Genomic DNA, 25,677 nt, shown 5'->3' with positions numbered 1-25,677 from the left:
ATTGTTTTCATGAAGTTATCAAACTTTAATTTTGATTTGCCAGAGGAATTATTGGCAGAGTTTCCAGCTGAGAATAGAGATGAGGCTCGTTTAATGGTTGTTGACCGCAAAACGGGAACTATCGAACATAAATTATTCAAAGATGTTGTGGATTATTTTGGAGAAGGTGATGTAATGGTTTTAAACAATACGAAAGTATTTCCTGCACGTCTTTATGGGAATAAAGAAAAAACTGGTGCTAGAATCGAAGTTTTCTTATTGCGTGAATTGAATGAAGAACAACGTTTATGGGATGTATTAGTAGATCCAGCACGTAAGATTCGAATTGGAAATAAATTGTACTTTGGAGAAGACGATTCACTAGTTGCTGAAGTGATCGATAATACAACATCTAGAGGTAGAACGTTGCGCTTTTTATACGATGGTTCATACGAGGAGTTCAGAGCTAAATTACAAGAATTAGGAGAAACACCAATTCCAAAATACATCAACAGAGAAGTAGTTCCAGAAGATGCAGAACGTTACCAAACGATTTATGCAAAAGAAGAAGGAGCAGTAGCTGCTCCAACAGCAGGACTACACTTTTCTAAACACTTGATGAAACGTTTAGAAATTAACGGAATTAAATTTGCTGAAATCACCCTGCATATCGGGTTAGGAACCTTCAATCCTGTAGAAGTAGAAGATTTGTCTAAACACAAAATGGATTCTGAGGAGTTCGTTGTGTCTCAAGAAGCTTGTGATGTGGTAAATGAAGCAAAAGAATTGAAACACAGAGTTTGTGCTGTTGGGACAACGTGTATGAGAGCTTTAGAAAGTTCTGTTTCATCAAGTCAAACACTAAACCCATATAGAGGATGGACAAATAAATTTATCTTCCCTCCTTATGATTTTAGTATTGCAGATTGTATGATTACAAACTTCCATATGCCAAAATCTACTTTATTAATGATGATTTCTGCTTTTTGTGGACATGATTTAATGATGAAGGCATACAAAGAAGCAGTAGAAGAAGGATACAAATTCTATTCTTACGGAGATGCAATGTTGATTTTATAAAATCAACAAAAACTAAGATATCTATAAAAAATCCCTTGCTATACCAGCAAGGGATTTTTTATAAGTAGAAAATAGTAGAAATATTGATAAAAATTCTACATTTACAAAAACCAAAATTATAAACCATGAAATTTGAGAATACGTTAGCTTTTGCTCAAAGCCTTGATGCGAAAGATACCTTATCAAACTATAGAAATGAATTCAATTTTCCTAAAGTGAATGGGAAACAGGTGATTTATTTTACTGGGAATTCACTAGGTCTTCAGCCTAAACGAGCGGTAGAATATGTAAATGAAGTGATGACAGATTGGGCAGAGTTAGCAGTAGAAGGTCACTTTTATGCAGCTAAACCTTGGTGGGATTACCACGAAAGATTTAGTGAGCCTTTAAGTAAAATTGTAGGAGCAAAACCTGCTGAAGTAACAGTAATGAATACATTAACTGTAAACCTTCACTTGCTGATGGCAACGTTTTACAAACCCTCAGGAAAACGCGTAAAGATTTTATGTGAAGAAAAAGCATTTCCTAGTGATCAATATTTAATTCAAACGCAAGTGAAATGGCATGGATTAGATCCTAAAGATGTAATCGTTGAGGTAAAACGCAGACCTGGAGAACACAATTTTAGATTAGAAGATATCTTAGCTAAGATTGATGAAGTAGGAGACGAGTTGGCTTTAGTATTAATGGGGGGTTTAAATTACTATACGGGTCAAGTATTAGATATGAAGGCCATCACAGCGAAAGCACATCAACAAGGTGCTTATGTCGGATGGGATTTGGCGCATGCTGCAGGAAATATCAACTTAGAGTTACACGATTGGGATGCCGATTTCGCCGCTTGGTGTAGTTATAAATACATGAATTCAGGGCCTGGAAATGCTTCTGGTTGTTTTATTCATGAAAAACACCATGCAAATAAAGATTTAGTTCGCCTTGGTGGATGGTGGGGACACAACAAAGAAAGACGCTTTTTGATGGAACCAAATTATGATCCTATTGAAGGTGCACATGGATGGCAAATCAGTAATTTGCCTATCTTGACTTTGGCTCCTTATTTAGCATCAGTAGAACTGTTCGCAGAAATTGGTATGCCAAAATTAATTGAAAAAAGAAATTTAATTACGGCTTATTTAGAATTTATCATCAATACCATTGGTGCTGAAGTAGGAGGGAATTTTGAGATTATCACGCCAACAGAACAAAGTGAACGCGCGAGTCAACTATCTATCTTATTACATGGAGAAGGACGAGCAATGTTTACCTATTTAATGGAAGCTGGTGTAATCGTAGATTGGAGAGAACCCAATGTGATTCGTTTAGCTCCAGTGCCTTTATACACTAGTTTTGAAGATATGTATCAGTTTGGACAAATCTTAAAAGCAGGGATTCTAAGTCAGAAATAATTTTGATAGTATGACTGTGATTTAATTCTTAAATTTGCAGCGAAAAATAACAGCTTAATATATGTCAACAAAGCAACAGAAAATAGAGACTTTTGATCCGTCTCAACCAGGGTTAGCAGATGCAACAATCTATGGTTTGCCTTTTACAGCAGAAGAAAGTGAAATAATTGTAGTTCCTGTGCCTTGGGAAGTAACAGTAAGTTATGGAGCAGGTGCATCAGAAGGACCAGAAGCAATTTTAGAAGCTTCTTACCAAGTAGACTTGTTACACCAAAACTACCCTGAATTGTGGAAGTTGGGAATCTATTTTGATGAAGCACCAGCACATTGGCAAGAACAAAGTGCCCAATACAAAACGTTGGCTCAACCTATTATTGAAGCCTTGGAAAATGGGGAAGATTTAGCTGATCATCCAACTTTACAAGAAAGTTTGAATACCATTAACCAAGTGTGTGATACTTTGCATAAAGAAGTAGAAGCAAAAGTGGCTGATTGGATGAGTAAAGGAAAACGCGTAGTATTGTTAGGAGGAGATCATAGTACACCATTGGGGTATTATAAGGCTGTGGCTAGACAGCATGATTCTTTCGGAATTTTACATTTCGATGCACATATGGATTTAAGAGATGCCTATGAAGGATTTACTTATTCACATGCTTCTATTATGTTCAATACGCTGAAATTACCTCAAGTTGAAAAAATTGTTCAAGTGGGGATACGCGATTTCTGTGAACAGGAAGTAGATGTAGTCAAAGCTTCAGGACGCGTTTTGGTTCATACCGATGCAGATTTGAAAAAAGATGAGTTTGAAGGCATGAGCTGGAAAGTGAAATGTGATCAAATTATAGCTTCTCTACCACAAAAAGTAGTAATTAGTTTTGATATCGATGCATTGTTGCCTTGGTATTGTCCGAATACAGGTACGCCAGTGCCAGGAGGATTAACTTTTGAGCAAGCGACGTATTTAATCACTAGACTTTCAGAAACCAATAAAGAAATTATTGGAATGGATTTAGTAGAAGTGGCGCCAGGAGAAGATGATTGGGATGGAAACGTTGGAGCAAGACTTTTGTTCCATATGTGTGGAGCATTCGCAAAATCACAAGGATTGGCAGTAGGAAAGGAATTAACATTTGAGAAATAAAAAAATAATCCCTTTTAAAGGGATTATTTTTTTTGATTTTCTTTTACACAAAAGTTGATTAAGGTTAAAATAATGGCTAATGTAAGTAAACTATAGACGTACAAACCACCGAAATCAAAAACAAACCGGCAGATATACCAACAACCTGTCAGGAGAATAACGATAATCCAAATTAAATTTTTCATTACTGTTAAGAGTGTGGTTTAAAAGTAGTCGATAATACGTAGAGCTAAAAACACTATTCAAATATTAATTAGGTAATTATATTAAAGATTCAAATATTGAAAGGGGATATGGGGAAAAGTATTGCAATTGTAGGGAGTGGTTTGGTAGGAACTGTGTTGGCGATTGCGCTAAAACAAGAAGGACATCAAGTGTTTGTATATGAAAAAGGAGATGATATTCGCACCATAGATTTTTCAGGACGTTCAATTAATTTAGCTCTTTCGGAGCGTGGATGGAAGATGTTGAAACGCGTTGGACTTGAAGAGAAGGTTCGTCAGTTTGGAATTCCAATGCATCAACGTGCAATTCACCACGTTAATCGAGAAGAACACCAACCCTATGGCATTCACGGTGAGGCCATTTGGGCTGTTTCTCGTGGAGGACTAAATAAGAAATTAGTAGAGTGGGCAGAAGAAGTAGGGGTTCAGTTTGTATTCAATACGCCAATTTGGAGTGTGGATACCAAAAGAGGTGTGCTTTATACCAGTGCAGCTGAATATCAAGAATGGAAAGAGATTCAACATGATGTCATTTTTGGAGCAGATGGTGCATATTCTAAAGTGAGAAGTTGCTTACAAAGACGCAGCAGATTTGAATACCAACAATCGTATTTGCCTATTGCTTACAAAGAATTGGTTATTCCTGCAAAAGCAGAGGGTGTTTTTGCTATGGATGAGCACTCTTTCCACATTTGGCCGAGAAAAGATTTTATGTTAATTGCTTTGCCGAATATGGATGGTTCATTTACGTGCACGTTGTTTATGCCCTATCAAGGAGAAGTATCTTTTGAGCGCATCAAAACTCCAGAGCAAGTGACGGCCTTTTTTGAAACTTATTTTCCCGATGCCTTGCAATTGATGCCAGATTTAGTAGAATTGTATACTGAAAATCCAGTAAATTCGCTTGTCACAACCACTTGTTTTCCTTGGGTGTATAAAGATAAGGTAGCCCTAATTGGAGATGCTGCACATGCTGTAGTACCTTTTTATGGGCAAGGTCTTAATGCAGGGTTAGAGGACGTTGATGTTTTATTAGATTGTTTGCAACAACAGGCAGGTAATTGGCTGGAGGCATTGGATCAATATCAATATTCTCGTAAAGTTAATGCTGATGCTATTGCAGAATTATCGTATCGCAATTTTAGAGAAATGAGTGAGCTAACAGCAAACCCTTTGTTTCTGTTGCGCAAGAAAATTGAAAGTAAGTTCGCAAAAAAATACCCAGATTTATGGTTGCCTTTATATGATCGCGTAACATTTAGTCAAGGAAGTTATCAAGAAGCGTTGGCAATTGGCGATAAGCAAGCAGCTATTATGGATGTAATTATGGAAACTGAACAGATAGAAACGGTTTGGGATAGCCTAGAAATAGAAGAGAAATTAAAACAATTGATAAACGAAAATAGAGGATTTTAATCCTCTATTTTTTTTTAGTTGTAGTTTTTCTTGTTGATTTGGAAGAAGAACTGGATCCATTCATCACTTTGCTAAGTAAGCTAAAAGCTCCTTTGATAAAGGTGGCACTCGTTACAACCTTTAGGATACTCTTGGTAACCGTATTGTCTTCTTTTTTAGGAGATGAACTGGATCGCGTTGGAGCTTCCGTTTGCGACTCTTTCTCTTTTAAAACAGAAACTCGTTGTTCTATTTTTTCATAAGCACTTGGAGAATCTATTGTTTGATTGTATTTGGATACTAATTTCGAGTGAGATAAAATATCGACAATTTCTCCTTCAGAAAGCACATCCATTCTACTCATAGGGGCTCGCATGGTACAGACAACTAAAGGAGTTGGAGTTCCCTTTTCATTTAACGCAGTGACCAATGCTTCACCTGTTCCAAGTTGTGTAATAATCTCATTGGTTGTATAATAGGAGGTAGAAGGGAAGTTCTCTGAAGCCGCTTTGATTGCTTTTCGGTCTTTTTCGGTGAATGCACGTAAGGCATGTTGGATTTTCAACCCTAATTGTGCCAGTACACCATTGGGAATATCGGTTGGATTTTGCGTAATAAAGTAAATGCCAATTCCCTTAGAGCGAATTAACTTAACAATAGTTTCAATTTGGCTTAATAAAGCTTTACTTGCTTCATTGAAAATTAAATGTGCTTCATCAATAAAAATCACCAATTCGGGTTGACCACTATCTCCTTGTTCAGGCATTTTATTGTAGACCTGAGTCAGGAGATTCAACATAAAAGTAGAGAATAACTTAGGTTTGTCCTGAATGTCAGTCAAACGCAAAATATTGACATACCCTTTTCCTTGCTCGTCATAACGCATTAAATCACTGATGTCAAATGATGGTTCTCCAAAGAATAAATCTGCACCTTGTTGTTCTAATTCAATGACTTTTCTCAAAATAGCATTCATAGAAGCAGGTGAAATTTGACCATATTCGCTTTCAATTTCTGTTTTGCCTTCGTTTGTAAGGTATTGAAGTGTTCGTTTAAAATCTTTTAAATTGAGTAATTCCAGGTTTTCATCTGCAGAATATTTGAATAACATGGCGACAATTCCGCTTTGTGTATCGTTGAGTTCGAGTATTCTACTCAATAATATAGGACCGAATTCAGAAATCGTTGCACGTAAACGCACTCCATTTTGTTGTGAAAGTGTGAGTAATTCAACAGGAAATCCACTTGGTTCAAAGGGAATATTCATTTGTTCGTGACGATTTTTGATAAAATCATTCAATGTCCCTGGTTCAGCAATACCGCTAAAATCCCCTTTAATATCCATCATGAGCACAGGTATTCCTTTGGCAGAGAGCTGTTCCGATAAAACTTGTATCGTTTTTGTCTTTCCCGTACCTGTCGCTCCAGCGATTAAACCATGGCGATTTAACGTTTTTAAGGGTAGATTTACAAAAGTGTCTGGAACAATTTTTTGATCCAAATTTGCACAGCCAATGGTAATAAAATCACTTTTATGACTATAACCATTAATGATGTCAGTTTTAAAAATCTCTAAGCTCATTTTATATATTTTATATAATTAAAGGTGATTTTGAATCAAATACACAAGTAAACATGAATAAATACTATAAATATCAAATGTTAAATGTATCTGGGTTGATGAAATAAAGATAGTAAAATTCATTTAGACTTATTATCTTTACCACTGCTTACTATTTTTTAAAAGTTAAGGTAAGTATAAAAAAGTCTTATGTTAAGTCAAGGTTAGCTTATTTTAAAAAAATGGATTTTAATTTTTTTATTTCATCTAAAAACATAAATTTGCGACACTGATGACTTTAAAAAAGTAAAAAAGTAATAAGTAATAATTGAAAAAAAAGAATTAAATTTTAAAAAGATGACAAACGTATCAAACGAATCAGTTGAAAAAGTAGGGTCAAGCTCAGGAGCAAGTAGATTATTTGCATCGTTAGCTGTAGTATTATGTATTGTTTTTGGATACCTTATTTGGCAATTCGTAATGGGTAACCCAGCGAACTTTGAGAATGGAGATCCAGCAGGACATCCACTACCAGGTAACTTTATGGGAATGGTTTATAAAGGGGGACCTGTTGTTGCTGTGTTAATTGGATTATTAACTATGACAATTGTTTTCTCAATCGAGAGATTTTTAGTAATCTCTAAAGCTTCTGGAAAAGGAGATGTTGGGAAATTCGTTAAAGAAATCCAAGTTTCTATCAATGAAGGAAGAATCGAAGAAGCTATGGAAGCTTGTGATGCTCAAAAAGGATCGGTAGCTAACGTTGTTAGAGCTGGTTTAGTGAAGTATCAACAAATGAAAAAAGAAGGATACAATAGCGAAGAAGCTACTGAAGCTATCCAAAAAGAAATCGAAGAGGCTACAACTCTAGAGATGCCAATGTTAGAGAAAAACATGATCGTATTGGCTACGTTAGTATCTATCGGTACATTATGTGGATTATTAGGAACAGTAACAGGGATGATTAAAGCGTTCTCAGCTTTAGCAACTTCTGGTACTCCTGACTCTGCTGCATTAGCAACAGGTATTTCTGAAGCATTAGTTTGTACTGCTACAGGTATTGGTACTTCAACATTAGCGATTGTAATGTATAACTCATTTACTACAAAAATTGATAGATTAACTTATTCAATTGATGAAGCTGGATTTGCTATTACTCAAGCATACAGAAGATTCAAAGGATTAGTAAAATAATTTTAGAATAAGTATTAATTATCTTATATTGAAAGATATAGGAGTTAAAAAGATTTATCAATGGCTAAAGGTAAAATGAAAAAGAAGAGTATGAGCGTAGATATGACCGCGATGTGCGACGTGTCATTCTTACTCTTAACATTCTTCGTATTAACATCGACAGCAAAGCTTCCGGAGCCATTACCAGTAGATACACCCAATTCAACCGTTCAAACGAAATTGCCAGAAAGTAACTTAGCAACAGTTACAATTGGAGGAGAACCAGGTGAAGAAAAGGTTTTCTTCGGAGTTTTAGGTAAAGAAGATCGTATTGCTACGCTTGAAAAAATGGGTAGTCGTTATCAGATTGAGTTTAATGATCAAGAAAAAGAGGTATTTGCTTATACTGAAGGTATCGGAACTCCTATTAACGAATTGAAGAAGTTTTTAAATCTACCTGCAGACGTTAGAAATAAAATTGGAGCTGACCAACCTGGTATTCCAACTGACTCTGTGAACAATCAATTAAAAGATTGGGTAGAGATGGCACGTATAGTGGCTAAAGAGAGAAATAACAAAGTGTTAGACGTTGCAATTAAGGGAGATGCTGAAGCAAATTACCCTGCAGTGAAAAACGTGATTGATATCTTACAAGCACAACGTGTAAATAAATTCTTCTTAGTTACAGGACTTAGAAACGAAGATTTTTAATCATTAAAAAATTAAACTGTAAATGGCTGAATTAAATACAGGCGGTGGCGGTGGCAGTAAAGACAAAAAAGTAAGAAGTAAGAAGCAAAATGCCGGAGTAGATTTAACTGCGATGGTGGATTTAGCATTCTTATTGATTACGTTCTTTATGTTGACCACATCTATGAATAAGCCTCAGTCTATGAATCTTGCGATGCCTGATAAAGACGTCGAGAAAGAAAAAGAAGAGGATAGAACTAAGGTAGATGAGAACCGCACAATGACTATACTAATTGGCGGAGACAATAAAGTAAAATGGTATATGGGTATGGTTAACAACCCATTAGAAGGACCAACAGATCAAACGTATGGTAAAGCAGGTATTCGTCAAGTATTGTTAGAGAAAGACAAAGCAGCTTTAGCATATTCTGGGAAACCAGATCAAGGTTTGATTGTGATCATTAGAGCAAGTGAAAAAGCTACATATCGCAACTTAGTTGATATTTTAGATGAGATGGCTATCTCAGGTATTAAATCATATGCGTTAGTAGATATCACGCCTGAAGATCTTGAAATATTAGGTGAGAAGTAGTTAACGTTCTGAGAAATTAAGAAATTATGTCAAAATTAAATATCTTTAAAAAGGATTGGGTTGATATTATCTTCGAAGGACGTAACAAGTCTTACGGAGCATATCAATTGAGATCTGAAAACCCAAAAGTAACAACTGTAGCATTGTTCTCAGGAATTGCTTTGTTCGGTTTGGCATTGGTTTCACCAATGTTAATCGAAATGGCAAAGGGTACTTTTGGAAATAATAAGGTGGAAAAATTGGATAAGGTTATCGAAATGGAAAATTTAAATTTACCAGAAGATATCCCGCCTCCACCACCACCACCAGAGGATGTACCACCTCCACCACCACCTCCACCAGCAGATGAGGTTAAATCAATAAACGATACGAAAAAGTTTACTGAACCTGAGATTGCAAAGAAAGAGGAAGTGAAAGAAGAAATCGCTAAACAAGATGACTTCAAAGATGCAGAGGTAGGTAAAAAAGACCTTAAAGGTGATAAAGACAAAGGAGAAATCAAAATCACTGAGAAAACAGGAGAAGCGGATAAAGGAACAGGTTCAGGTGGAGACGGAGATGGAAACGAAGTTTTCATTGCTGTACAAGTACCAGCTGAATACCCTGGAGGAATGCAAGCGTTTAATAAACAATTTATTCAACGTTTTAGAACTCCAGACATCGATTCAGGTGTGAAATCTATCCGTGTTATCGTTATGTTTATCGTTGAGAAAGACGGTTCCTTAACTGATATCAAAGTTGTACGTGACCCAGGTTACGGAGCTGGAAAAGAAGCAGTACGTGTGTTATCTAACATGCCGAAGTGGAAACCAGCTGTACAAAATGGAAAAACAGTTCGATCACAGTTTACATTACCTATTACCATTCAAGTTCAATAGTAATGTTTAACAATAAATTCAAACAAAAATCGCTATTACAGCGATTTTTGTTCTTTTTTGGACTATTGTTTTTTCTTCTTTATTTGTTTTGTGGTATTGCACTTATCGTTAGTAAGTCCTTGCCCTTTCAAATGGAAGATAACCACCGAATCTTATTTGGTGTGGTATTAATAGTCTATGGGTTTTTTAGATTCTACCGTTTGTGGAATACTAATATGGGAAAAGATTAAAAAAGCTCCGATATATTCGGAGCTTTTTTTATTGCTACTTTTTATGTTAAAAACGACTTTTATTTTTTCCTTCTTACAAAGAATATCTATCTTAGACGAAAGAAAATGAGCAAACTAAGTTTTGCTCTAAATTTGTTTTATATGATTCAAAGAAGAAGCGCTGCTAGAATTGGAATTTTAGCTGGTGTTTTAGCAACAACGAGTTTATTCTTTCAATGCAAAGATAAAAACACAACGACTGCTGATACAAATACAGAAGCAGTTTCTCAGGAAGAAACTTTATTAAGCGGCACATTAACCATGGGAGTAGACGAATCTGTTTTTCCAATCGTTGAAGATGTGGCTATTCTTTTTGAAAATGAATATAAAAGAGCTAAATTAAATCTACTACCTAAATCGGAACGCGAAGTTTTAAACTTGTTGTTTACTGATTCTATTCGCGTAGCTGTTTTGCCTCGTTTGATGACAGAACAAGAGATGGAACATTACAAAGGAGTAGTTGCACCCAAGCAAACGCATTTTGCAAGCGATGCTATTGTTTTTGTAACAAGTAAAACGGCTACTGACTCTATCGTTGATTATACTGCTATCTTAAAACAATTGGAACAAGGTAGCGTGAAAGAAGGTAATTCATTCCTCGTATTTGATAATTATAATTCAAGTGTCTCTGCTGCATTTAGAAAAGCGACAGGGTTTGATTCCTTTCCTAAAGATTATGCTTATTTCTTAAATACGACAGAAGAAGTGATTGATTACGTAGTTAAGAATCCTAAGGCAATTGGCGTGATTGGTCTGAATTGGTTAACACAGCCTAATGAAGCCATTCAAAAGCATATAGACGCTGTTAAGGTATTAGCAGTGAAGAATGATACAGATCAACAATACTACAAACCAAGTCAAAATAATATTGCGGAAGGAACGTATCCTTTGATCCGCAAATTATATGTGTGGGATATGCAAGGTAAAAATGGTCTTGGTACAGGATTTGCTTCGTATATTGCTGGGTATAAAGGACAGCGTATTGTATTAAAATCGGGCTTGTTTCCTTTTAATACACCTCCAAGAGAAATTGTAGTAACAAAGGAAATTAAATAATAAAACCACATACTTATAAAACAATAACGATATATTATGAATAAAAAGTATTCTATTTCATTGTTAACTTTAGCTTTAAGTAGTTCTTTTGCTTTTGCTCAAAGTATTAATGAAGCAAAAACAGCTATCAATGCAGAACAATTTGATAAAGCTAAAGAGATTTTAAAAGATTTAATTGGGAAAAAACCAGCTGAAGGAGTGAATTACTTCTATTTAGGAGATGTATTTTTAAAAGAAGATCAATCAGATTCAGCGCGTTATTATTTTGATCAAGGACTTTTAGCTAAAACGAAAGGGTCATTAAACTATATTGGTTTAGGTCAAATTGAGTTAGACAATAATCGTTCTGCTGAAGCAGTAGCTAATTTCAAAAAAGCAGAAAAAGATATCAAGAAGAAAGATTACAATGAGCAATTGTTAATTGCAGCGGCTTATTTGAATTCTAAAATGCCAAATCCAAAAGAAGCACAGACGATTGCGGCTGATGTAGTAGCGAAAGACTATAACAATCCAATGGGACACTTGCTTTTAGGTCGTGCGTTCTTAGAACAAAAGAATTTAAATGATGCTTTTGCCTCTTTCAGAAATGCATATGATTTAGACAATACATTAGTAGAAGCTAAATTGCAAATGGCCATGATTACAAAGCGTGCAAGAGCGTATGCGGATGCAATCAAAGCTTGTGAGGAAATCTTAGCTACAACGCCAGATTATGCACCAGCATATAGAGAAATTGCTGAGATTTCGTATATGTGGTCTAAAGCGAATGCACCAAAAGAAAAACAATTAATTGCTCAAGCAGGAGAGAACTATAAAAAGTTTATCAAAGCAACGGACAATTCTGTTGATTCTCAAATGCGATATGCTGATTTCTTAGTGAAAACAGAGAACTATCCTGAACTAGAAAGAGTAGCAACTCAAATGAAAGACATTAAAGGTGTAAATCCACGTATCCATAGATATTTAGGGTATGCAGCTTATGAAAATAAAAATTACCAAGTAAGTGTTGATGCTTTAGATAAGTTCTTAAAAGTATACTTGAAAGAGTCAAAAAGCTTAAATGCAATTGGTAGAGATTATATGTATTTAGGTTTGTCTGAAATCGGATTGTCAAACGATGGGGAGAACAAAGAATTATACAACAAAGGATTGAACCATTTGAAAGATGCAGTAAATGTTGAAATTGCCATTGCAGGTGAATTTAATCGTTATGGTTTAGAATTATTTAGAGCTAAAAAATACCAAAATGTAATTGATATTTTGAGTATTTCTGCTGACGTAAAAGAGTCATCAGGTTATATCTATGATAACTACTATGTTGGATATTCTTACTATTTGTTAGGGTCAACAGAACGTCCAGATAGCGAAGAATTATTGAAAAAAGCGGATGAGTATTTAGCGAGAACAATTGAAGCTTCACCTTTAACACAAGAAGCTTATTTCTATAGAGCTCGTGCGAATCGCTATATTGATCACGTAGATGCCTATGATAGAATGTTTGAATCATACCAAGGGTTCTTGAAAGTGTTAGCGGAGAAGAATGAATTGAAAGATGCTGCAAACAAAGAACAAGTAATTGAGGCACATACTTCAATTGCTACGTATTATGCAAATAAAAACCGAAATGCGGAAGCAATAGAGGAATTCAAAAAAGTATTAAATTTAGATCCTACAAATAGTTTTGCTAAAAAAACAATAGAAGCAATCAATAAAGGATAAGGAATTATAATAAAGAAGTAAAAGGCTGAATATCTATAGGTATTCAGCCTTTTTTTTGTGTTATTTCTATTGTAGTTTTCTTAATCCTACTATATTTGCCGGATGCAACTATCTATAATTATTTTAAACTATAATGTTCGTTACTTTTTAGAGCAATGTATTAAATCCGTGCAATCTGCAATTGAAGGGATTGAAGCGGAAATTATAGTAGTTGACAATAATTCGCAGGATGACAGTTCTGAGATGATGCAAGTTGTATTTCCGGATGTTCTCTATTTAGCGAATAAGGAGAATCTCGGTTTTCCCAAGGGAAATAACATTGGAGTAAAACACGCCAAGGGGAAATATATTTGTATACTCAATCCCGATACTGTTGTAGCAGAAGATACCTTTCATCAATTGATGACTCTTTTTGAGCGCAAAGAAAAATTGGGTATTGTCGGATGTCAATTGATTGATGGGCGAGGGCAATTTTTACCTGAATCTAAAAGAGGAATTCCAACCTATTGGCGTTCTTTGATGAAGGTCACAGGGTTTTATAAGCTATTTCCTTCTCGATCTTTTGCAAATGGCTATTATGCTTCTCATTTACCACAGCATCAAAATGGAAAGGTGGAGATATTAGTGGGAGCGTTTATGTTTATGACTCGTGCTTTATATGAAGAATTAGGAGGTTTTGACGAACGTTTTTTTATGTATGTTGAAGATACTGATTTATCGTATTCTAGTTTAAAATTGGGGTATGAGAACTACTATTTGGCTGATACCGCTGTCATTCACTACAAAGGAGAGAGCACCAATAAAGATCTTGAATACGTCAAGCGATTTCATCACGGAACGCAAATTTTTTATGAAAAGCACTTTCGAAAATCCTATATTTTTGAAGTAGTGATGCGTATGGTTACGTTGACATTTTTGTTTGCAAAACAAAAAAAGAAAAGTCCAGCATTAGATGTTGTTGCAGCAACTTGGGTGGTCAGTCAAAGTCAAGCGTTGAAGCAGAAAATTGAAACAGCGATGCAAAAGGCGATTCATCAAATCGAAACCCTAGATCAACTGCAAGAAAGAGTGAATCAAATCAGTGAAAAGAATGGAGATTTAATAGAAATTATCTTTGATGGGGATTATTTAACTAATAAAGAGATCATTACCTTTATGCGTGAAAATTATAGATCAGAAATAATTTATAAAATTAAACCTGTAAATTCTTTGTTTTTGATTGGTAGTAATGATAGTAATAGTAAAGGATCCGTGATAATTTTAGAAGAATGATAATTTTATCTTTACGTGGAAAAAGTCCGAAATATTATTAAATTTGTAATCTGAATTAAGAAACACAACCTTAGGTTATAAATATGGCAAAGTTCGAATTGAAATTACCCAAAATGGGAGAAAGTGTTGCGGAAGCAACCATTACAAACTGGTTGAAGAATGTAGGGGATCGCATTGAGGCTGATGAGACAGTATTAGAAATCGCAACGGATAAAGTTGACAGTGAAGTTCCATCAGAAGTAGAGGGAACTTTGGTTGAAATATTATTTCAAGTAGACGATGTTGTTCAAGTAGGACAAACTATCGCTATCATTGAAACTGAAGGAGGAGAAGTTACTTCAACTCCAGCTGCTACATCAACTCCAACAGTGGCAGCCGTAGAACAAACAGTAAATGTAGCACAAGAAGCTGCTGCACCAGTAGATTTTTCAGCTTCTGAGAAATTCTTTTCACCTTTAGTTAAAAACATTGCAAAAGAAGAGGGAATCTCTTTAAGCGAGTTGGAAGCTATCCAAGGAACAGGAAAAGAAGGAAGAGTAACGAAAAATGATATTTTAGCTTATGTTGAACAAAGAGGTTCTCAACCACAAGCAGCAGCTCCAGTAGCTAAAGCAGAGGTTGCAAAACCTACAGCTGCACCAGCAGCTGCAGCTAAAGCAGTACCAGTTTCTGTAAATGGAGGTGATGAAATTGTTGAAATGGATCGTATGCGTAAACTGATTTCAGGTTATATGGTACAATCAGTTCAAACTTCAGCTCACGTACAATCATTTATTGAAGTTGACGTTACGAATATCGTAAAATGGAGAGATAAAGTAAAAGGAGCTTTCGAAAAGAGAGAAGGTGAAAAATTAACATTCACACCAATCTTCATGGAAGCTGTTGCTAAAGCATTAAAAGATTTCCCAGGAATGAATATTTCTGTTGATGGTGATTTCATCATCAAGAAAAAGAATATCAACTTAGGAATGGCTGCTGCATTACCAAACGGAAACTTAATTGTACCTGTAATTAAAAATGCAGATCAATTGAATATCGTTGGTATGGCTAAAGCGGTTAATGACTTAGGAAACCGTGCGAAAGCTGGAAAATTAAAACCAGACGATACACAAGGAGGTACGTATACAGTTACAAACGTAGGTACTTTTGGTAGTGTATTTGGTACGCCAATCATCAATCAACCACAAGTAGGTATTTTAGCTTTAGGAGCTATTCGCAAAGTACCAGCGGTTATTGAAACACCAGAAGGAGACTTTATCGGTATCCGTCAAAAAATGTTCTTATCACACAGTTATGATCACCGTGTAGTAGATGGAGCATTAGGAGGTTCTTTTGTGAAGCGTGTAGCTGACATTTTAGAAGCTTGGGATATCAACAGAGAAATATAATCTATCCTATATAGAGTCAAAAGGCTTGTCGAAAGACAAGCCTTTTTTTATGGAATAAACTTGGAGGTGTTGGAGTATGAAATAAGAAAAATATCTTTCGGAGTGATATATTGATTAATAAATGTTAAAATTAGTTTTTTTAAGATTTTAATAATCTTTATTTTTGAATATAATTGATATAAAAAAAGTGAATTTGGATAAGATAAAATCAATCAGTAAGACAAGCTTTTGGTTTGTTTTTTTACCCTTGTTGTTGGGGAGTTTGATTTATGTTATGGCTAGAGATTCATCTATTTACTTTTTACAGTTCCTTCCGATCAAGGGGTATAAAATTGAATTGCCTTATTGGGTGCAGTATCATCTACCAGATGGTTTATGGGCTTTTGCCTTTTCAGCGCTTGTAGCACTTGTGTGGGAAGATGTTCAGTCAACGGGATATTATGTTTGGCTCGGGGTGTTGGTGACTGTATCGATTGGCCTGGAAGTATTTTATGGTACATTCGATTGGTATGATCTTGTGTTTATTTTGATTGGAATAGGAGGAGCGTATTGGATTTTTAAAAGAAAGAAATAGAAATTAATATTTAGATATATGAAAAAGAATTTATTTTCGGCTCTTGCAGTCGCTTTTATGTTAGTAATCGCCCTTGCTTCTGGTGGGGATAAATCCGCGAAGAAAGATTCGGATTCGGAACAAACAACGGCTGAAAGTGGCCCAAAAACGAAATGGGAGTATTCAGAAGAAACCGATAAAATGGAGGGGACCACCAACTATTATGCGGGGTTAAAATCCACCAATAAAGTAAATCTGAAATTTCCCTATAAAGGAGGATCAACCCTGTCTATTTTTGTGCGTAACCTAGGAAAGGGAAATGAGGTGTATTTATTTTTAGATAAAGGACAAATTATGCCGAGTTTGATTGGGGAGAAAACGGTGAAATTTAAGTTTGATGACGAGGCAACGGTGAATTATAAATATACGACTGCCACGGGTTCTGCCAATAATTATGTTTTTCTAGACAAAGAAAAGGAAATTCTCAATAAATTGTTGAAAGCCAAAAAAGTGATGGTTGAAATTGATATTTTTGACGCCGGTTTAAACGTATTCGAATACGATGCTCAAGGTTTAGTTTGGGATAAAAAATAAAGTAAAAAGGCTTGTCGAAAGACAGGCCTTTTTTATTGGGCTACGATTTCTTTTTACTAGAATATACGAAAGTCAGTAAAGGAAGTAAACCACCAATTACGACAAAAACAATAAAGTATTGACCCAATCCTTCTTCTTTGCCTAAGGCAGTTTGAATGGTTTGGTATTGAATATAGAAAAATAGAAGGATTGTAAAGGTGTTTAATACGCGCATCATGCGTATGGCTTTGGTATATTGCTCTTCTATATTTTCAGCGGTTATTGTTATCTGATGTTTAAAGAGGTGGGGTTTGTTTTGAAAGTAGTACAACAAAGCAAAAACAAATCCGCCGATTCCCAATAAGAAAAACAGGGTGATTTTATCTCCATACGCATCAGGTTCACCAGCAATATTAAAATGCGTGGGGATAGTTTCGGGTAATTGACCATAATAATAGTAGGTGGTTCCTATAAAAATAAGAAGTAGTACTACATTTATTGCATCTAAACAACGATCTAGTGGAGTAGGTTGGATTTTTTGAATGGGATGTTGAGTCTTCAAACTATATTTTTTAATAATGTTAAGTTTAAATATAATAAAATTAATATAAGTTTTAATAAAGTTAAATGAATAAGTTTTATTTATTCTTTATTTTTATTTTGAATGTAGTATCTTAGAATAGTTATCCTTTGTTTATTTAAGTTAAGACGTATGCAGAAGTATTTGTTTTTTATTCTTGTATTCTTTCTGTGGGGAAGTTGTGACTCTTTGTGGGCATATCCTATTTTTCCGCAGACTTTAAGTGATTTGTATAAAGGAGCAGATCATCTGGTATATGGAAAAGTCGTTGGTTTTATACCTGTAGAAGAAGAGTATGACGTGACAAAACCACCAAGGTTATATAATACCTGGGTTCAAGTCGTTATACAGGAAGAACTAAAAGGGGAGTTAATGGAAAGGGAAATTTGTATTGCCCATTATATTGGGATGATGTGTCCAGAGCCTTTTGATTTTAAACAAGGACAAGACGTTTTGCTTTTTCTGAATAAAGATGAGAAAGAGAATTTTTATTGGCCTTATTCCTGGTCTTATGGAGCAAGAGAAGTAACTACAGCTGATTATTACCTGTATAAAGAGAAGTTAATCGCCTTACAAGCTGTTTTAGCAATCTCGAATCCGGGGCGACAAGAACAACAGTTTATTAATTGGATGGTGGATTGTATCAAAGAGCCGTTAACGCGCTGGGATGGTTTTTTTGAATTGCTCAACGAGAAAGTGGATCGTACAATAGAACGAAATCTTGTAGCGAATCCTTATTCCGTTACTGCAGAGCAGAATAAAGTAGTACGTCAAATCATTTTCGATAAAAATGAAATCAATGTAATGGATTTGAAGGTATTAAATCATCTAAAGTATGCACAAGACAAAGAAATACTAGATTTTGTATCCAAGCAGCTAAAGCAAGCGTCATTAAAAGATAAAGGCTTCCCTTTCTTTCAATTAGGTAGTAGAATTATCGCTGCGTTATCCAATCGTCAGGACTTAAAAGATTTAGTTCTTGCCATTGATGAAAACGAAGTATCAAGAGAAGTAAAACGCAAGTTGCTTGAATTTCAAGAAAAAATATAAAAGAAAAGAGAAGCTCTTGAACTTCTCTTTTCTTTTATAGGTTGGTTATATTTCCTCTTTCAAATACTGTTGATGCATTTTCTCCACGCGTTTAGCAATCTGTCGTTGTAAATGCCGAGGGGATAGTACGATTATCGCTTCGCCAAACCCCAAGATTTCGCGTTCCAATTCGAAATTCAATACTATATCCAAACGAATCTTGATTCCTTTTTCATTTTCCTCTAACAGTTGTTGTGAACTATGCAACGGTTTTGTTTTAACATAAGGTGCATGATATTGATTCACCCATAAAATAACTTTCTGTGCGCGGTCTTGTTCTGTTTTTGTTACGCCTAAAGTATCTTCAAAATAACGATCAAAGTTAACTCCTTGGTATTCTTTGTATGGCTCATTAGCAATAGTGTATACATTGGTCATGCGATCTAATGCCAAAGTAAGTAAATGTTTGTTTTTGCTACTTCGGGTAATCAAAAACCATCGATTGCGGTATTCCTTCAGTAAATATGGATAATAGAGATTCTTAGACGCTTCTTTCGATTTAAACGATTTGTATTCAATCAGCAACGTTTGTTTGTTCTTTATGGCTTCATATAAGGGGCTAATAAACTTAATTCCCTTTAATAAAGGATTACCTTCCATCTGAATGTAATTGGGCGCTTGCGTACTGCGTGTGAGTAAATTATTATCAAGTTTTGCAATCACTTCACTCATCTCATCTACTTGACTAAACCCATTTAAATGTTTTAAAATCGCTACGACTTCTTTGAGTTTCTCCATATCAGCATCGTTGATCGGAGAGTTTTTGATGCTGTATTGCGGATCTTCATAGGTATAGTATTTACGGTCCACGACCACAATAGGAGCGTTATACCCCAAGCTATCGCTACGCATGGTCTGTATGTCCATTTGGATCGTACGCTTGCTGATTCCTGTATCTATTCCTTCGTATTCATATAATCCATCGGCTACTTTTTCGATTAGGTCATCTAGTGTCCACTTTCTGAATCTATTTTGTAAACATTCATCAAGAATACGGTAGCGTAACAAGGCAAGTTTATTTGTAGCCATGAAATTTTTTAGTTGAATTGCATTTCAAATATACTCTTTTTTGGTTAAACTACGCAGTGTATGTGCGTAGTTGATAATTTTAAAAAATAAAATAATTTTTAAACTGTTGGTATATAGTGTTTTGGGGAAATAATAAAAAATATTTTTAACTACGCATGTTGTTTGCGTAGTATGGAGTGCATCTTTGTACTGTTCGAAAGATACAAACCTAGGAAGCGTTTCAGTATAGCGCGGAAGTAAGGGACCATCGTTTATCTTATCCTGTTTGGTCAAGTAGAATATTGAGGTTCGACTCCTCACTTCCTTTAGATGGATGACTAGTGGTTTAGTATGTATTTGGGTCGTAGGTTCGAATCCTACCATTGCAACAGCAATGTAACTCAGTTGGTTAGAGTAGAATACCATTGCCTTAAAAGCAATCTTAGGTGAAGATGGAGAACTTCAATAAAAAATCTCCTCCATAAAAAAGTTCAGTCAACTAGTGTTTCAGTTTTTAGGTTGGAAGTCTTCGGATAACCCGCATAAAAACACCGGATCAACGCTTGTAAAAACAAGTTACGATATGAAAGGAAAATCAGGGATGATATAGAAAGAATAACTCGCTTGCTGCGTGATTCTAGGCTATACACAAATGATTCAACTTCAAAGCGAACTTCTTTTTCCGCCTAGTGAAGGGAAATCTAGTTAAACTGTTCTTATTCAAAATGATTTAAAAAATAAAAAATATAGTTATGAAAAAGTTACAAGTAAAAACAAATCACGTTGCACTAGTTTTTAACCAAGGAGAGTTGCAAAAAGTTTATCCTACAGGTCAGTATTGGTTGTGGGGACAAAAAGAAGTGATGGAATTCAATCAAGCGGAAATGTTTCCTATGCGTAGAGACTTGGATGCTTTGTTAGAAAATAAGCAGTTCGCCGCGCTTGTAACGGTTGTTGATGTACTAGATAACGAAGTTGTACTTGTCTATAAAAACAAAGTGTTCTTTACAGCCTTAGGTGCTGGAAGATATGTATATTGGAAAGAAGCGAAAATCTACACTTTTGAGCGTTTTGCAATGGATGGTTTAGAAGTACCCTCAACGATTGCTCGAAACATTAGAAACAAAGGGAATATGCTCAACTTCCTGCGAATGTACACGGTTGGTGCAAATGAGAAAGGATTATTGTTTGTTGATGAACAGTTTCAAGGATTCCTGACTGCAGGGGATTATTGCTATTGGAAAAATGAAATCAAAGTTCAAATGCTCGTTGTCGATGTACGTCAGCAAACGATGGATATGAATGGACAAGAAATCTTGACCAAAGACAAAGTGCAGTTGCGTATCAATTTCAATATTGTCTATCAGTTTTGTGATTTGTTATTGGCTTATGTCGAAAACAAAGAAGTAGAAAAACAATTGTACAATAGCATTCAATTGATGTTGAGAGAAAAGGTAGGACGTATGTCTTTTGATGAGCTAATGGAAAACAAAGAAAATGTTTCTCAAGCCATTTTAGCTGATGTAAAAGAAAACGTTGCTGCATTGGGAATCGATATAAAAGCTTGTGGAATTAAAGATATTATCCTACCAGGAGATATTCGTGAGATTATGAATCAAGTTTTGATTGCTGAGAAAAAGGCACAAGCGAATATGATTACTAGAAGGGAAGAAACAGCAGCTACTCGTAGCTTGTTGAATACAGCTAAATTAATGGAAGAAAATGAAATGTTGATGCGATTGAAAGAGATGGAATACATTGAGAAAATTGCAGAAAAAGTGGGAGAAATTAGCTTGTCTGGTGGTGGAAATGTATTGAAACAACTGAAAGAAGTATTTGGAAGATAGTTAAGGGGTAAGAGTTAAGAGTTAGCGGTTTACATAACTCATAACTCATAAAAAAAAATGAAAAAGATAATAGAACAAAAGATAAAAGAAATAGAAGTTACTTATGCAATACAAGTATTGTATGCCTGTGAATCAGGAAGTAGAGCTTGGGGATTTGCTTCACTAGATAGCGATTACGATGTTCGCTTAATTTACAAAAGAGAACATGAAACGTATTTAAGTGTTGTAGATGTGCAAGATTTTTTAAACCTGCCTATTGATGAAACGTGGGATTTTAATGCTTGGGATATCAAGAAGGTTATGGGATTACTGCTTAAGTCGAATACAACAATCTTTGAATGGATACAATCACCTATTGTGTATAAAGAAAAGGAAGGTTTCCAAAAAGAATTATGGGAGTTATGTCAATTGTATTATTGTCAACAAACGCATGCGCATCACTATTTGGGATTAGCAAAGAAGAAGATGAGTAGTATAACAGGAGAACAAATAAAGTATAAAACCTTATTCTATATTTTGAGAGCTTTATTGTCAGCGCACTGGAATGTTCAAATGAATCGCATTGCTCCCATGGAATTTCAACCTTTACTCGTTCTTGTTGAGGACAAGGAACTAAAAGAATATATTCTAAGTTTAATCAGAATAAAAGAAAGTGGAACAGAACAAGATTGGTATGTTTGGAATTCTATATTGAAAAGTTATGTATATGATTTATATGAGAAACTATCTCGATCAACAGTAACAAAAAGTAAAGGATATTTTGATGTAGAACAAGCGAATCTGTTTTTTAGAAAAGAAATTATAAAATGACAATTGATGAAATGAAAGCTCAAGGATTGGTGCTTTTTGAATGTATAAGTGGAAGTCGAGCCTATGGTTTGGCTACAAAGGATTCGGATACAGATATCCGCGGAGTATTCTATCTGCCGAAAGAACAATTTTATGGATTGAACTATATTCCTCAAATTAGCAATGAAACGAATGATATTGTATACTATGAGTTGGGGCGTTTTATTGAATTGCTGAGTAAGAATAATCCAAATATATTAGAACTTTTAGCTACACCGGAGGAATTTGTATTGTTTAAGCATCCCATATTCGATAAGATTCGCTTAGCGGATTTTTTATCTAAATTGACCAAAGATTCCTTTGCAGGTTATGCTATGAGTCAGATAAAAAAAGCCAAAGGATTGAATAAAAAAGTTTTTCACCCTATGGATAAACAACGCAAAGAGCTTTTGGATTTTTGTTATGTTCTCGATGGAGAGAAAACTGTAGAGCTAAGAAAATGGCTGCATGTGAATAATAAACATCAAGCACAATGCGGATTGGTTAAAGTTAATCACATAAAAGATCTATATGCTTTGTTTTACGATGAGCAAGGTGATAAAGGCTATAAGGGAATTGTGCGTTTGGATGAGTCTAATCAAGTGTGCCTGAGTAGTATTCCCAAAGAAGAGCAAATACAAGCATATTTGTTGTGTAAAATGGATGAATACTCTAGTTATTGCAAACAGTATAAAGAATACTGGGATTGGATGGAGAAACGAAATGAAACCCGCTATCAAACGACAGTAAATCACGGAGGTGGATATGACAGTAAGAACATGATGCATACAATTCGATTAATGCTTATTGTACGTGATGTATTCAAGTATAATACACTACAAATCTTTACACCATATCGAGAGGAACTACTCAAAATTAAAGCAGGACATTACAGTTATGAGGAGTTATTGGATAAAGTGACTCAGTTGAACGAGGAAATAGAACAGTATTACGCGGATTCAACTTTGTTGAGTAAACCTAGTATAGCACTCGCAGAAAGAATAGTTGTTGAGATAAGAGAAGAGCTTTATGGTTAAAGGGTTAAGAGTTAAGGGAGGAAGAGTTAATGTTTAAAAACGGTCAACCATATTTAGGGACGTTCAACGTTCACTCATAACCCACCACCCCAAAAAAACAAAAAAATGAAAGAAAATACACAAATAAACGGAAACGATTTAATCGCATTAGGATACCCAGAAACAGCATTGTTGGGTATTGCATTAAAAATAAATAAAAAGCGAACAGGGTTAACAAAAGTGGAGATGTTGACCCATTATAAAATGATTTTAACTCAGGCTGAGGATTATATCAATCACAAAGTGTTTGGAAAATTAGCTACGGCCATTATCGAAGGCGTGGGACAACAGGTAGAGGAAGAAGTGATTCCCTTAAGAGAAGAGGCCGTTCATTATAGCATCTATGGATCTGATCATATTGAAGAAGGGGCGATTCGACAAATGGAAATAGCCGTAAAACTACCTGTGGCTGTTGCAGGGGCTTTGATGCCAGATGCTCATCAAGGGTATGGATTGCCTATTGGAGGGGTATTAGCAACGGAAAATGCTGTTATTCCTTATGGTGTGGGCGTTGATATTGGATGTCGGATGGCGTTGTCGATTTTTGATATCAAAGGGATTGAGTTCTATGGAATGGAAGCCCTATTAAAAGAACAATTGGTGAAACATACCAAATTTGGTGCAGGGCATGGATTTCATGGACAATACAAAGCAGAACATGATATTTTGGATCGTGGGGAATTCAATTTGAATCCTTTCATTAAGAATTTACAAGATAAAGCATGGGAACAGTTGGGGTCATCTGGTGGCGGAAATCACTTTGTGGAATGGGGATTGATGGAGTTCATGGAACGTGATGCGGTATTGAATATCGAAAAAGGAACGTATCTAGCATTGTTAACCCACTCAGGATCTCGTGGAATGGGAGCAACGATTGCAGGACGTTATACGCAAATTGCAAAGGAATACTGTAAACTGCCACATGAAGCAAAGAATTTAGCTTATTTAGATATGAATTCGGAAGCGGGACAAGAATATTGGGCTTTGATGAATCTCGCAGGGGATTATGCTTCGGCTTGTCATGAGGTGATTCACGCTAAATTGACGAAAGCCATTGGCGCGGAGGTACTAGCTAAAATTGAAAACCACCATAACTTTGCGTGGAAGGAAATGTACCAAGGAGAAGAGGTGATTGTACACCGTAAAGGAGCTACACCTGCGAGTAAAGGTGTGATGGGAATTATTCCAGGGTCCATGACTGCTCCTGGATTCTTAGTTCGTGGAAAGGGAGAAGAAGAGGCGTTGAATTCAGCTTCACATGGAGCAGGACGACAGATGAGTCGAACACAAGCGATTAAAACGCTAAAATCAAGCGATATTAAAGCCGTTTTATCCGATCACGGTGTAGAACTCATTGGCGCAGGAAAAGATGAAGCTCCGATGGCGTATAAGGATATTCATCAGGTGATGGCCGCCCAAGGCGATTTGGTGAATGTCGTAGCAATATTTACACCTAAAATTGTCCGTATGGCTGATGACGGAAGTAGAGAAGATTAATTGGATGATACTGAAAAGAAGAAATAAAAAAGGCAAATGGCTATTTGTCTTTTAACTGGATGAATGGAGAAATGGAAAGGAGCGTGTAGTTCGTCATTTTTGATCTCTCCTACTCGAGTTCTTGATTTGTTTGTTTTACTTTCGCAGGCAAATTAAAAGGTAAACCCCTTAAATGTGATTGAGATGACTGATACAAAAAAAGCCCCTTGGATTCCTTATCCTCTTGTTTTAGAGGGAAACATGGTACAATTAATTCCCTTGGAACTTCATCATTTGGAAGAGTTATATACGTTAGCGTCTGATAAAGAATTATGGCGATTAGTTCCTTCAGATTGTTCTGAACGAGAAACGTTTTTTGCCAATTATATACAGGCTATAAAAGCTAGAGCACAAGGTCTGCAGTATCCTTTTGTTATTGTAAATAAAGAAACGGGTCAATATATGGGATCAACTCGCTTTTTTGAAATGTACGAATTGGATAAGAAATTAGAGATTGGTTGGACTTGGATTACGCAGGAATATTGGGGAACAACTGTTAATTTGGAATGCAAGTTACTATTGATGGTGTATTGTTTTGAGGTTTTACAAGTGAATCGCGTACAACTGAAAACAAAAGACACCAATATTCGTTCAAGAAAAGCCATTGAAAAGATAGGCGGAGTGTTTGAAGGGATTTTAAGAAAAGATAAGATTCAAGCAGATGGAACGACGCGAAATGCTGCGTATTACAGTATTTTGGATACCGAATGGAAGGATGTGAAAAATAAAATAGAAATGTTGATTGCAGCAAAATAACACGG

24 protein-coding genes are annotated in these 25,677 nt (G+C 35.5%); 20 read left to right on the top strand and 4 right to left on the bottom strand.

Translation table 11 applies throughout. The annotated features are described in order from the left end of the window. Positions 1 to 9 precede the first annotated feature (9 nt). The 3 genes from queA (at position 10) to AWV75_RS00775 (ending at position 3,609) form a co-directional block, all read left to right on the top strand. Complete coding sequence (gene queA, locus AWV75_RS00785; protein WP_060872576.1) at positions 10 to 1,059, top strand: tRNA preQ1(34) S-adenosylmethionine ribosyltransferase-isomerase QueA; 1,050 nt, start codon at positions 10 to 12, stop codon at positions 1,057 to 1,059. Positions 1,060 to 1,184: 125 nt separating this feature from the next. Beyond that, positions 1,185 to 2,465: a kynureninase gene (gene kynU / locus AWV75_RS00780; RefSeq protein WP_060872575.1), complete on the top strand. Its 1,281-nt coding sequence runs from the start codon at positions 1,185 to 1,187 to the stop codon at positions 2,463 to 2,465. Positions 2,466 to 2,526: 61 nt separating this feature from the next. After that, complete coding sequence (locus AWV75_RS00775) at positions 2,527 to 3,609, top strand: agmatinase family protein (RefSeq protein WP_002990097.1); 1,083 nt, start codon at positions 2,527 to 2,529, stop codon at positions 3,607 to 3,609. 23 nt (positions 3,610 to 3,632) lie between these two features. Here the strand turns inward: AWV75_RS00775 and AWV75_RS18835 are convergent, their stop codons facing one another. Further along, positions 3,633 to 3,794 (bottom strand): hypothetical protein, encoded by a 162-nt coding sequence (locus AWV75_RS18835; protein WP_197429539.1) that lies wholly within the window; start codon positions 3,792 to 3,794, stop codon positions 3,633 to 3,635. 108 nt (positions 3,795 to 3,902) lie between these two features. On the opposite strand from AWV75_RS18835, the gene AWV75_RS00770 reads away from it, so the two are divergent. Beyond that, the gene (locus AWV75_RS00770; protein WP_060872574.1) at positions 3,903 to 5,249 is read left to right on the top strand and encodes an FAD-dependent oxidoreductase; all 1,347 of its coding nucleotides are present in this window, start codon (positions 3,903 to 3,905) and stop codon (positions 5,247 to 5,249) included. 4 nt (positions 5,250 to 5,253) lie between these two features. Here the strand turns inward: AWV75_RS00770 and AWV75_RS00765 are convergent, their stop codons facing one another. After that, the gene (locus AWV75_RS00765; RefSeq protein ID WP_060872573.1) at positions 5,254 to 6,810 is read right to left on the bottom strand and encodes a helicase HerA-like domain-containing protein; all 1,557 of its coding nucleotides are present in this window, start codon (positions 6,808 to 6,810) and stop codon (positions 5,254 to 5,256) included. Positions 6,811 to 7,146: 336 nt separating this feature from the next. Between AWV75_RS00765 and AWV75_RS00760 the strand changes: the two genes are divergently transcribed. The 10 genes from AWV75_RS00760 to AWV75_RS00710 all read left to right on the top strand — a co-directional run bounded on the left by AWV75_RS00760 (position 7,147) and on the right by AWV75_RS00710 (position 16,973). Beyond that, complete coding sequence (locus AWV75_RS00760) at positions 7,147 to 7,983, top strand: MotA/TolQ/ExbB proton channel family protein (RefSeq protein WP_002990105.1); 837 nt, start codon at positions 7,147 to 7,149, stop codon at positions 7,981 to 7,983. A 60-nt stretch (positions 7,984 to 8,043) separates the two neighbouring features. Further along, a complete protein-coding gene (locus tag AWV75_RS00755) occupies positions 8,044 to 8,673 on the top strand; it encodes a biopolymer transporter ExbD (protein ID WP_002990107.1) in 630 nt (209 codons plus the stop codon). A 22-nt stretch (positions 8,674 to 8,695) separates the two neighbouring features. Next, positions 8,696 to 9,244 (top strand): ExbD/TolR family protein, encoded by a 549-nt coding sequence (locus AWV75_RS00750; RefSeq protein ID WP_060872572.1) that lies wholly within the window; start codon positions 8,696 to 8,698, stop codon positions 9,242 to 9,244. Between the two features lie 26 nt (positions 9,245 to 9,270). After that, a complete protein-coding gene (locus AWV75_RS00745; RefSeq protein WP_060872571.1) occupies positions 9,271 to 10,122 on the top strand; it encodes an energy transducer TonB in 852 nt (283 codons plus the stop codon). Between the two features lie 371 nt (positions 10,123 to 10,493). After that, on the top strand, positions 10,494 to 11,447 hold the full coding sequence (locus AWV75_RS00735; RefSeq protein ID WP_060872569.1) for a PstS family phosphate ABC transporter substrate-binding protein: 954 nt from the start codon (positions 10,494 to 10,496) through the stop codon (positions 11,445 to 11,447). 36 nt (positions 11,448 to 11,483) lie between these two features. Further along, positions 11,484 to 13,166 (top strand): tetratricopeptide repeat protein, encoded by a 1,683-nt coding sequence (locus tag AWV75_RS00730; RefSeq protein WP_060872568.1) that lies wholly within the window; start codon positions 11,484 to 11,486, stop codon positions 13,164 to 13,166. 102 nt (positions 13,167 to 13,268) lie between these two features. Then, on the top strand, positions 13,269 to 14,438 hold the full coding sequence (locus AWV75_RS00725) for a glycosyltransferase family 2 protein (RefSeq protein ID WP_060872567.1): 1,170 nt from the start codon (positions 13,269 to 13,271) through the stop codon (positions 14,436 to 14,438). Between the two features lie 83 nt (positions 14,439 to 14,521). Next, on the top strand, positions 14,522 to 15,826 hold the full coding sequence (locus AWV75_RS00720) for a dihydrolipoamide acetyltransferase family protein (RefSeq protein WP_060872566.1): 1,305 nt from the start codon (positions 14,522 to 14,524) through the stop codon (positions 15,824 to 15,826). 193 nt (positions 15,827 to 16,019) lie between these two features. Next, positions 16,020 to 16,400, top strand: coding sequence for a hypothetical protein (locus AWV75_RS00715; RefSeq protein WP_060872981.1), 381 nt, complete (start codon positions 16,020 to 16,022; stop codon positions 16,398 to 16,400). Positions 16,401 to 16,418: 18 nt separating this feature from the next. Then, complete coding sequence (locus AWV75_RS00710; protein WP_060872565.1) at positions 16,419 to 16,973, top strand: hypothetical protein; 555 nt, start codon at positions 16,419 to 16,421, stop codon at positions 16,971 to 16,973. A gap of 40 nt (positions 16,974 to 17,013) precedes the next feature. Here AWV75_RS00710 and AWV75_RS00705 read toward each other — a convergent pair whose 3' ends face one another. After that, positions 17,014 to 17,514, bottom strand: coding sequence for a DUF1648 domain-containing protein (locus AWV75_RS00705; protein WP_060872564.1), 501 nt, complete (start codon positions 17,512 to 17,514; stop codon positions 17,014 to 17,016). Between the two features lie 150 nt (positions 17,515 to 17,664). Here AWV75_RS00705 and AWV75_RS00700 point away from each other — a divergent pair, with 150 nt between their 5' ends. Continuing rightward, positions 17,665 to 18,582, top strand: coding sequence for a hypothetical protein (locus tag AWV75_RS00700; protein ID WP_060872563.1), 918 nt, complete (start codon positions 17,665 to 17,667; stop codon positions 18,580 to 18,582). Between the two features lie 45 nt (positions 18,583 to 18,627). On the opposite strand, the gene AWV75_RS00695 is transcribed toward AWV75_RS00700, so the two are convergent. Next, the gene (locus AWV75_RS00695; protein ID WP_060872562.1) at positions 18,628 to 19,650 is read right to left on the bottom strand and encodes a helix-turn-helix transcriptional regulator; all 1,023 of its coding nucleotides are present in this window, start codon (positions 19,648 to 19,650) and stop codon (positions 18,628 to 18,630) included. Between the two features lie 731 nt (positions 19,651 to 20,381). Here AWV75_RS00695 and AWV75_RS00685 point away from each other — a divergent pair. The 5 genes from AWV75_RS00685 to AWV75_RS00665 all read left to right on the top strand — a co-directional run bounded on the left by AWV75_RS00685 (position 20,382) and on the right by AWV75_RS00665 (position 25,672). Next, a complete protein-coding gene (locus AWV75_RS00685; protein ID WP_060872560.1) occupies positions 20,382 to 21,476 on the top strand; it encodes a slipin family protein in 1,095 nt (364 codons plus the stop codon). A gap of 57 nt (positions 21,477 to 21,533) precedes the next feature. Beyond that, positions 21,534 to 22,286 carry a nucleotidyltransferase domain-containing protein gene (locus AWV75_RS00680; RefSeq protein WP_060872559.1) on the top strand — a complete coding sequence of 251 codons (753 nt, stop codon included), beginning with the start codon at positions 21,534 to 21,536 and terminating at the stop codon, positions 22,284 to 22,286. Next, a complete protein-coding gene (locus tag AWV75_RS00675; RefSeq protein ID WP_060872558.1) occupies positions 22,283 to 23,341 on the top strand; it encodes a nucleotidyltransferase domain-containing protein in 1,059 nt (352 codons plus the stop codon). Before AWV75_RS00680 ends, AWV75_RS00675 begins: the two co-directional genes overlap by 4 nt. Before the next feature lie 105 nt (positions 23,342 to 23,446). Then, positions 23,447 to 24,877 (top strand): RtcB family protein, encoded by a 1,431-nt coding sequence (locus AWV75_RS00670; protein WP_060872557.1) that lies wholly within the window; start codon positions 23,447 to 23,449, stop codon positions 24,875 to 24,877. A 183-nt stretch (positions 24,878 to 25,060) separates the two neighbouring features. After that, positions 25,061 to 25,672 (top strand): GNAT family N-acetyltransferase, encoded by a 612-nt coding sequence (locus AWV75_RS00665; protein ID WP_060872556.1) that lies wholly within the window; start codon positions 25,061 to 25,063, stop codon positions 25,670 to 25,672. Positions 25,673 to 25,677: the final 5 nt, after the last annotated feature.

The sequence above is a fragment of the Myroides odoratus genome (genome assembly GCF_001549985.1).
Classification (GTDB): Bacteria; Bacteroidota; Bacteroidia; order Flavobacteriales; family Flavobacteriaceae; genus Flavobacterium; species Flavobacterium odoratum_A.
Note: the sequence above shows the minus strand (reverse complement) of the source record. Positions and strands in the feature narration are given on the sequence as shown.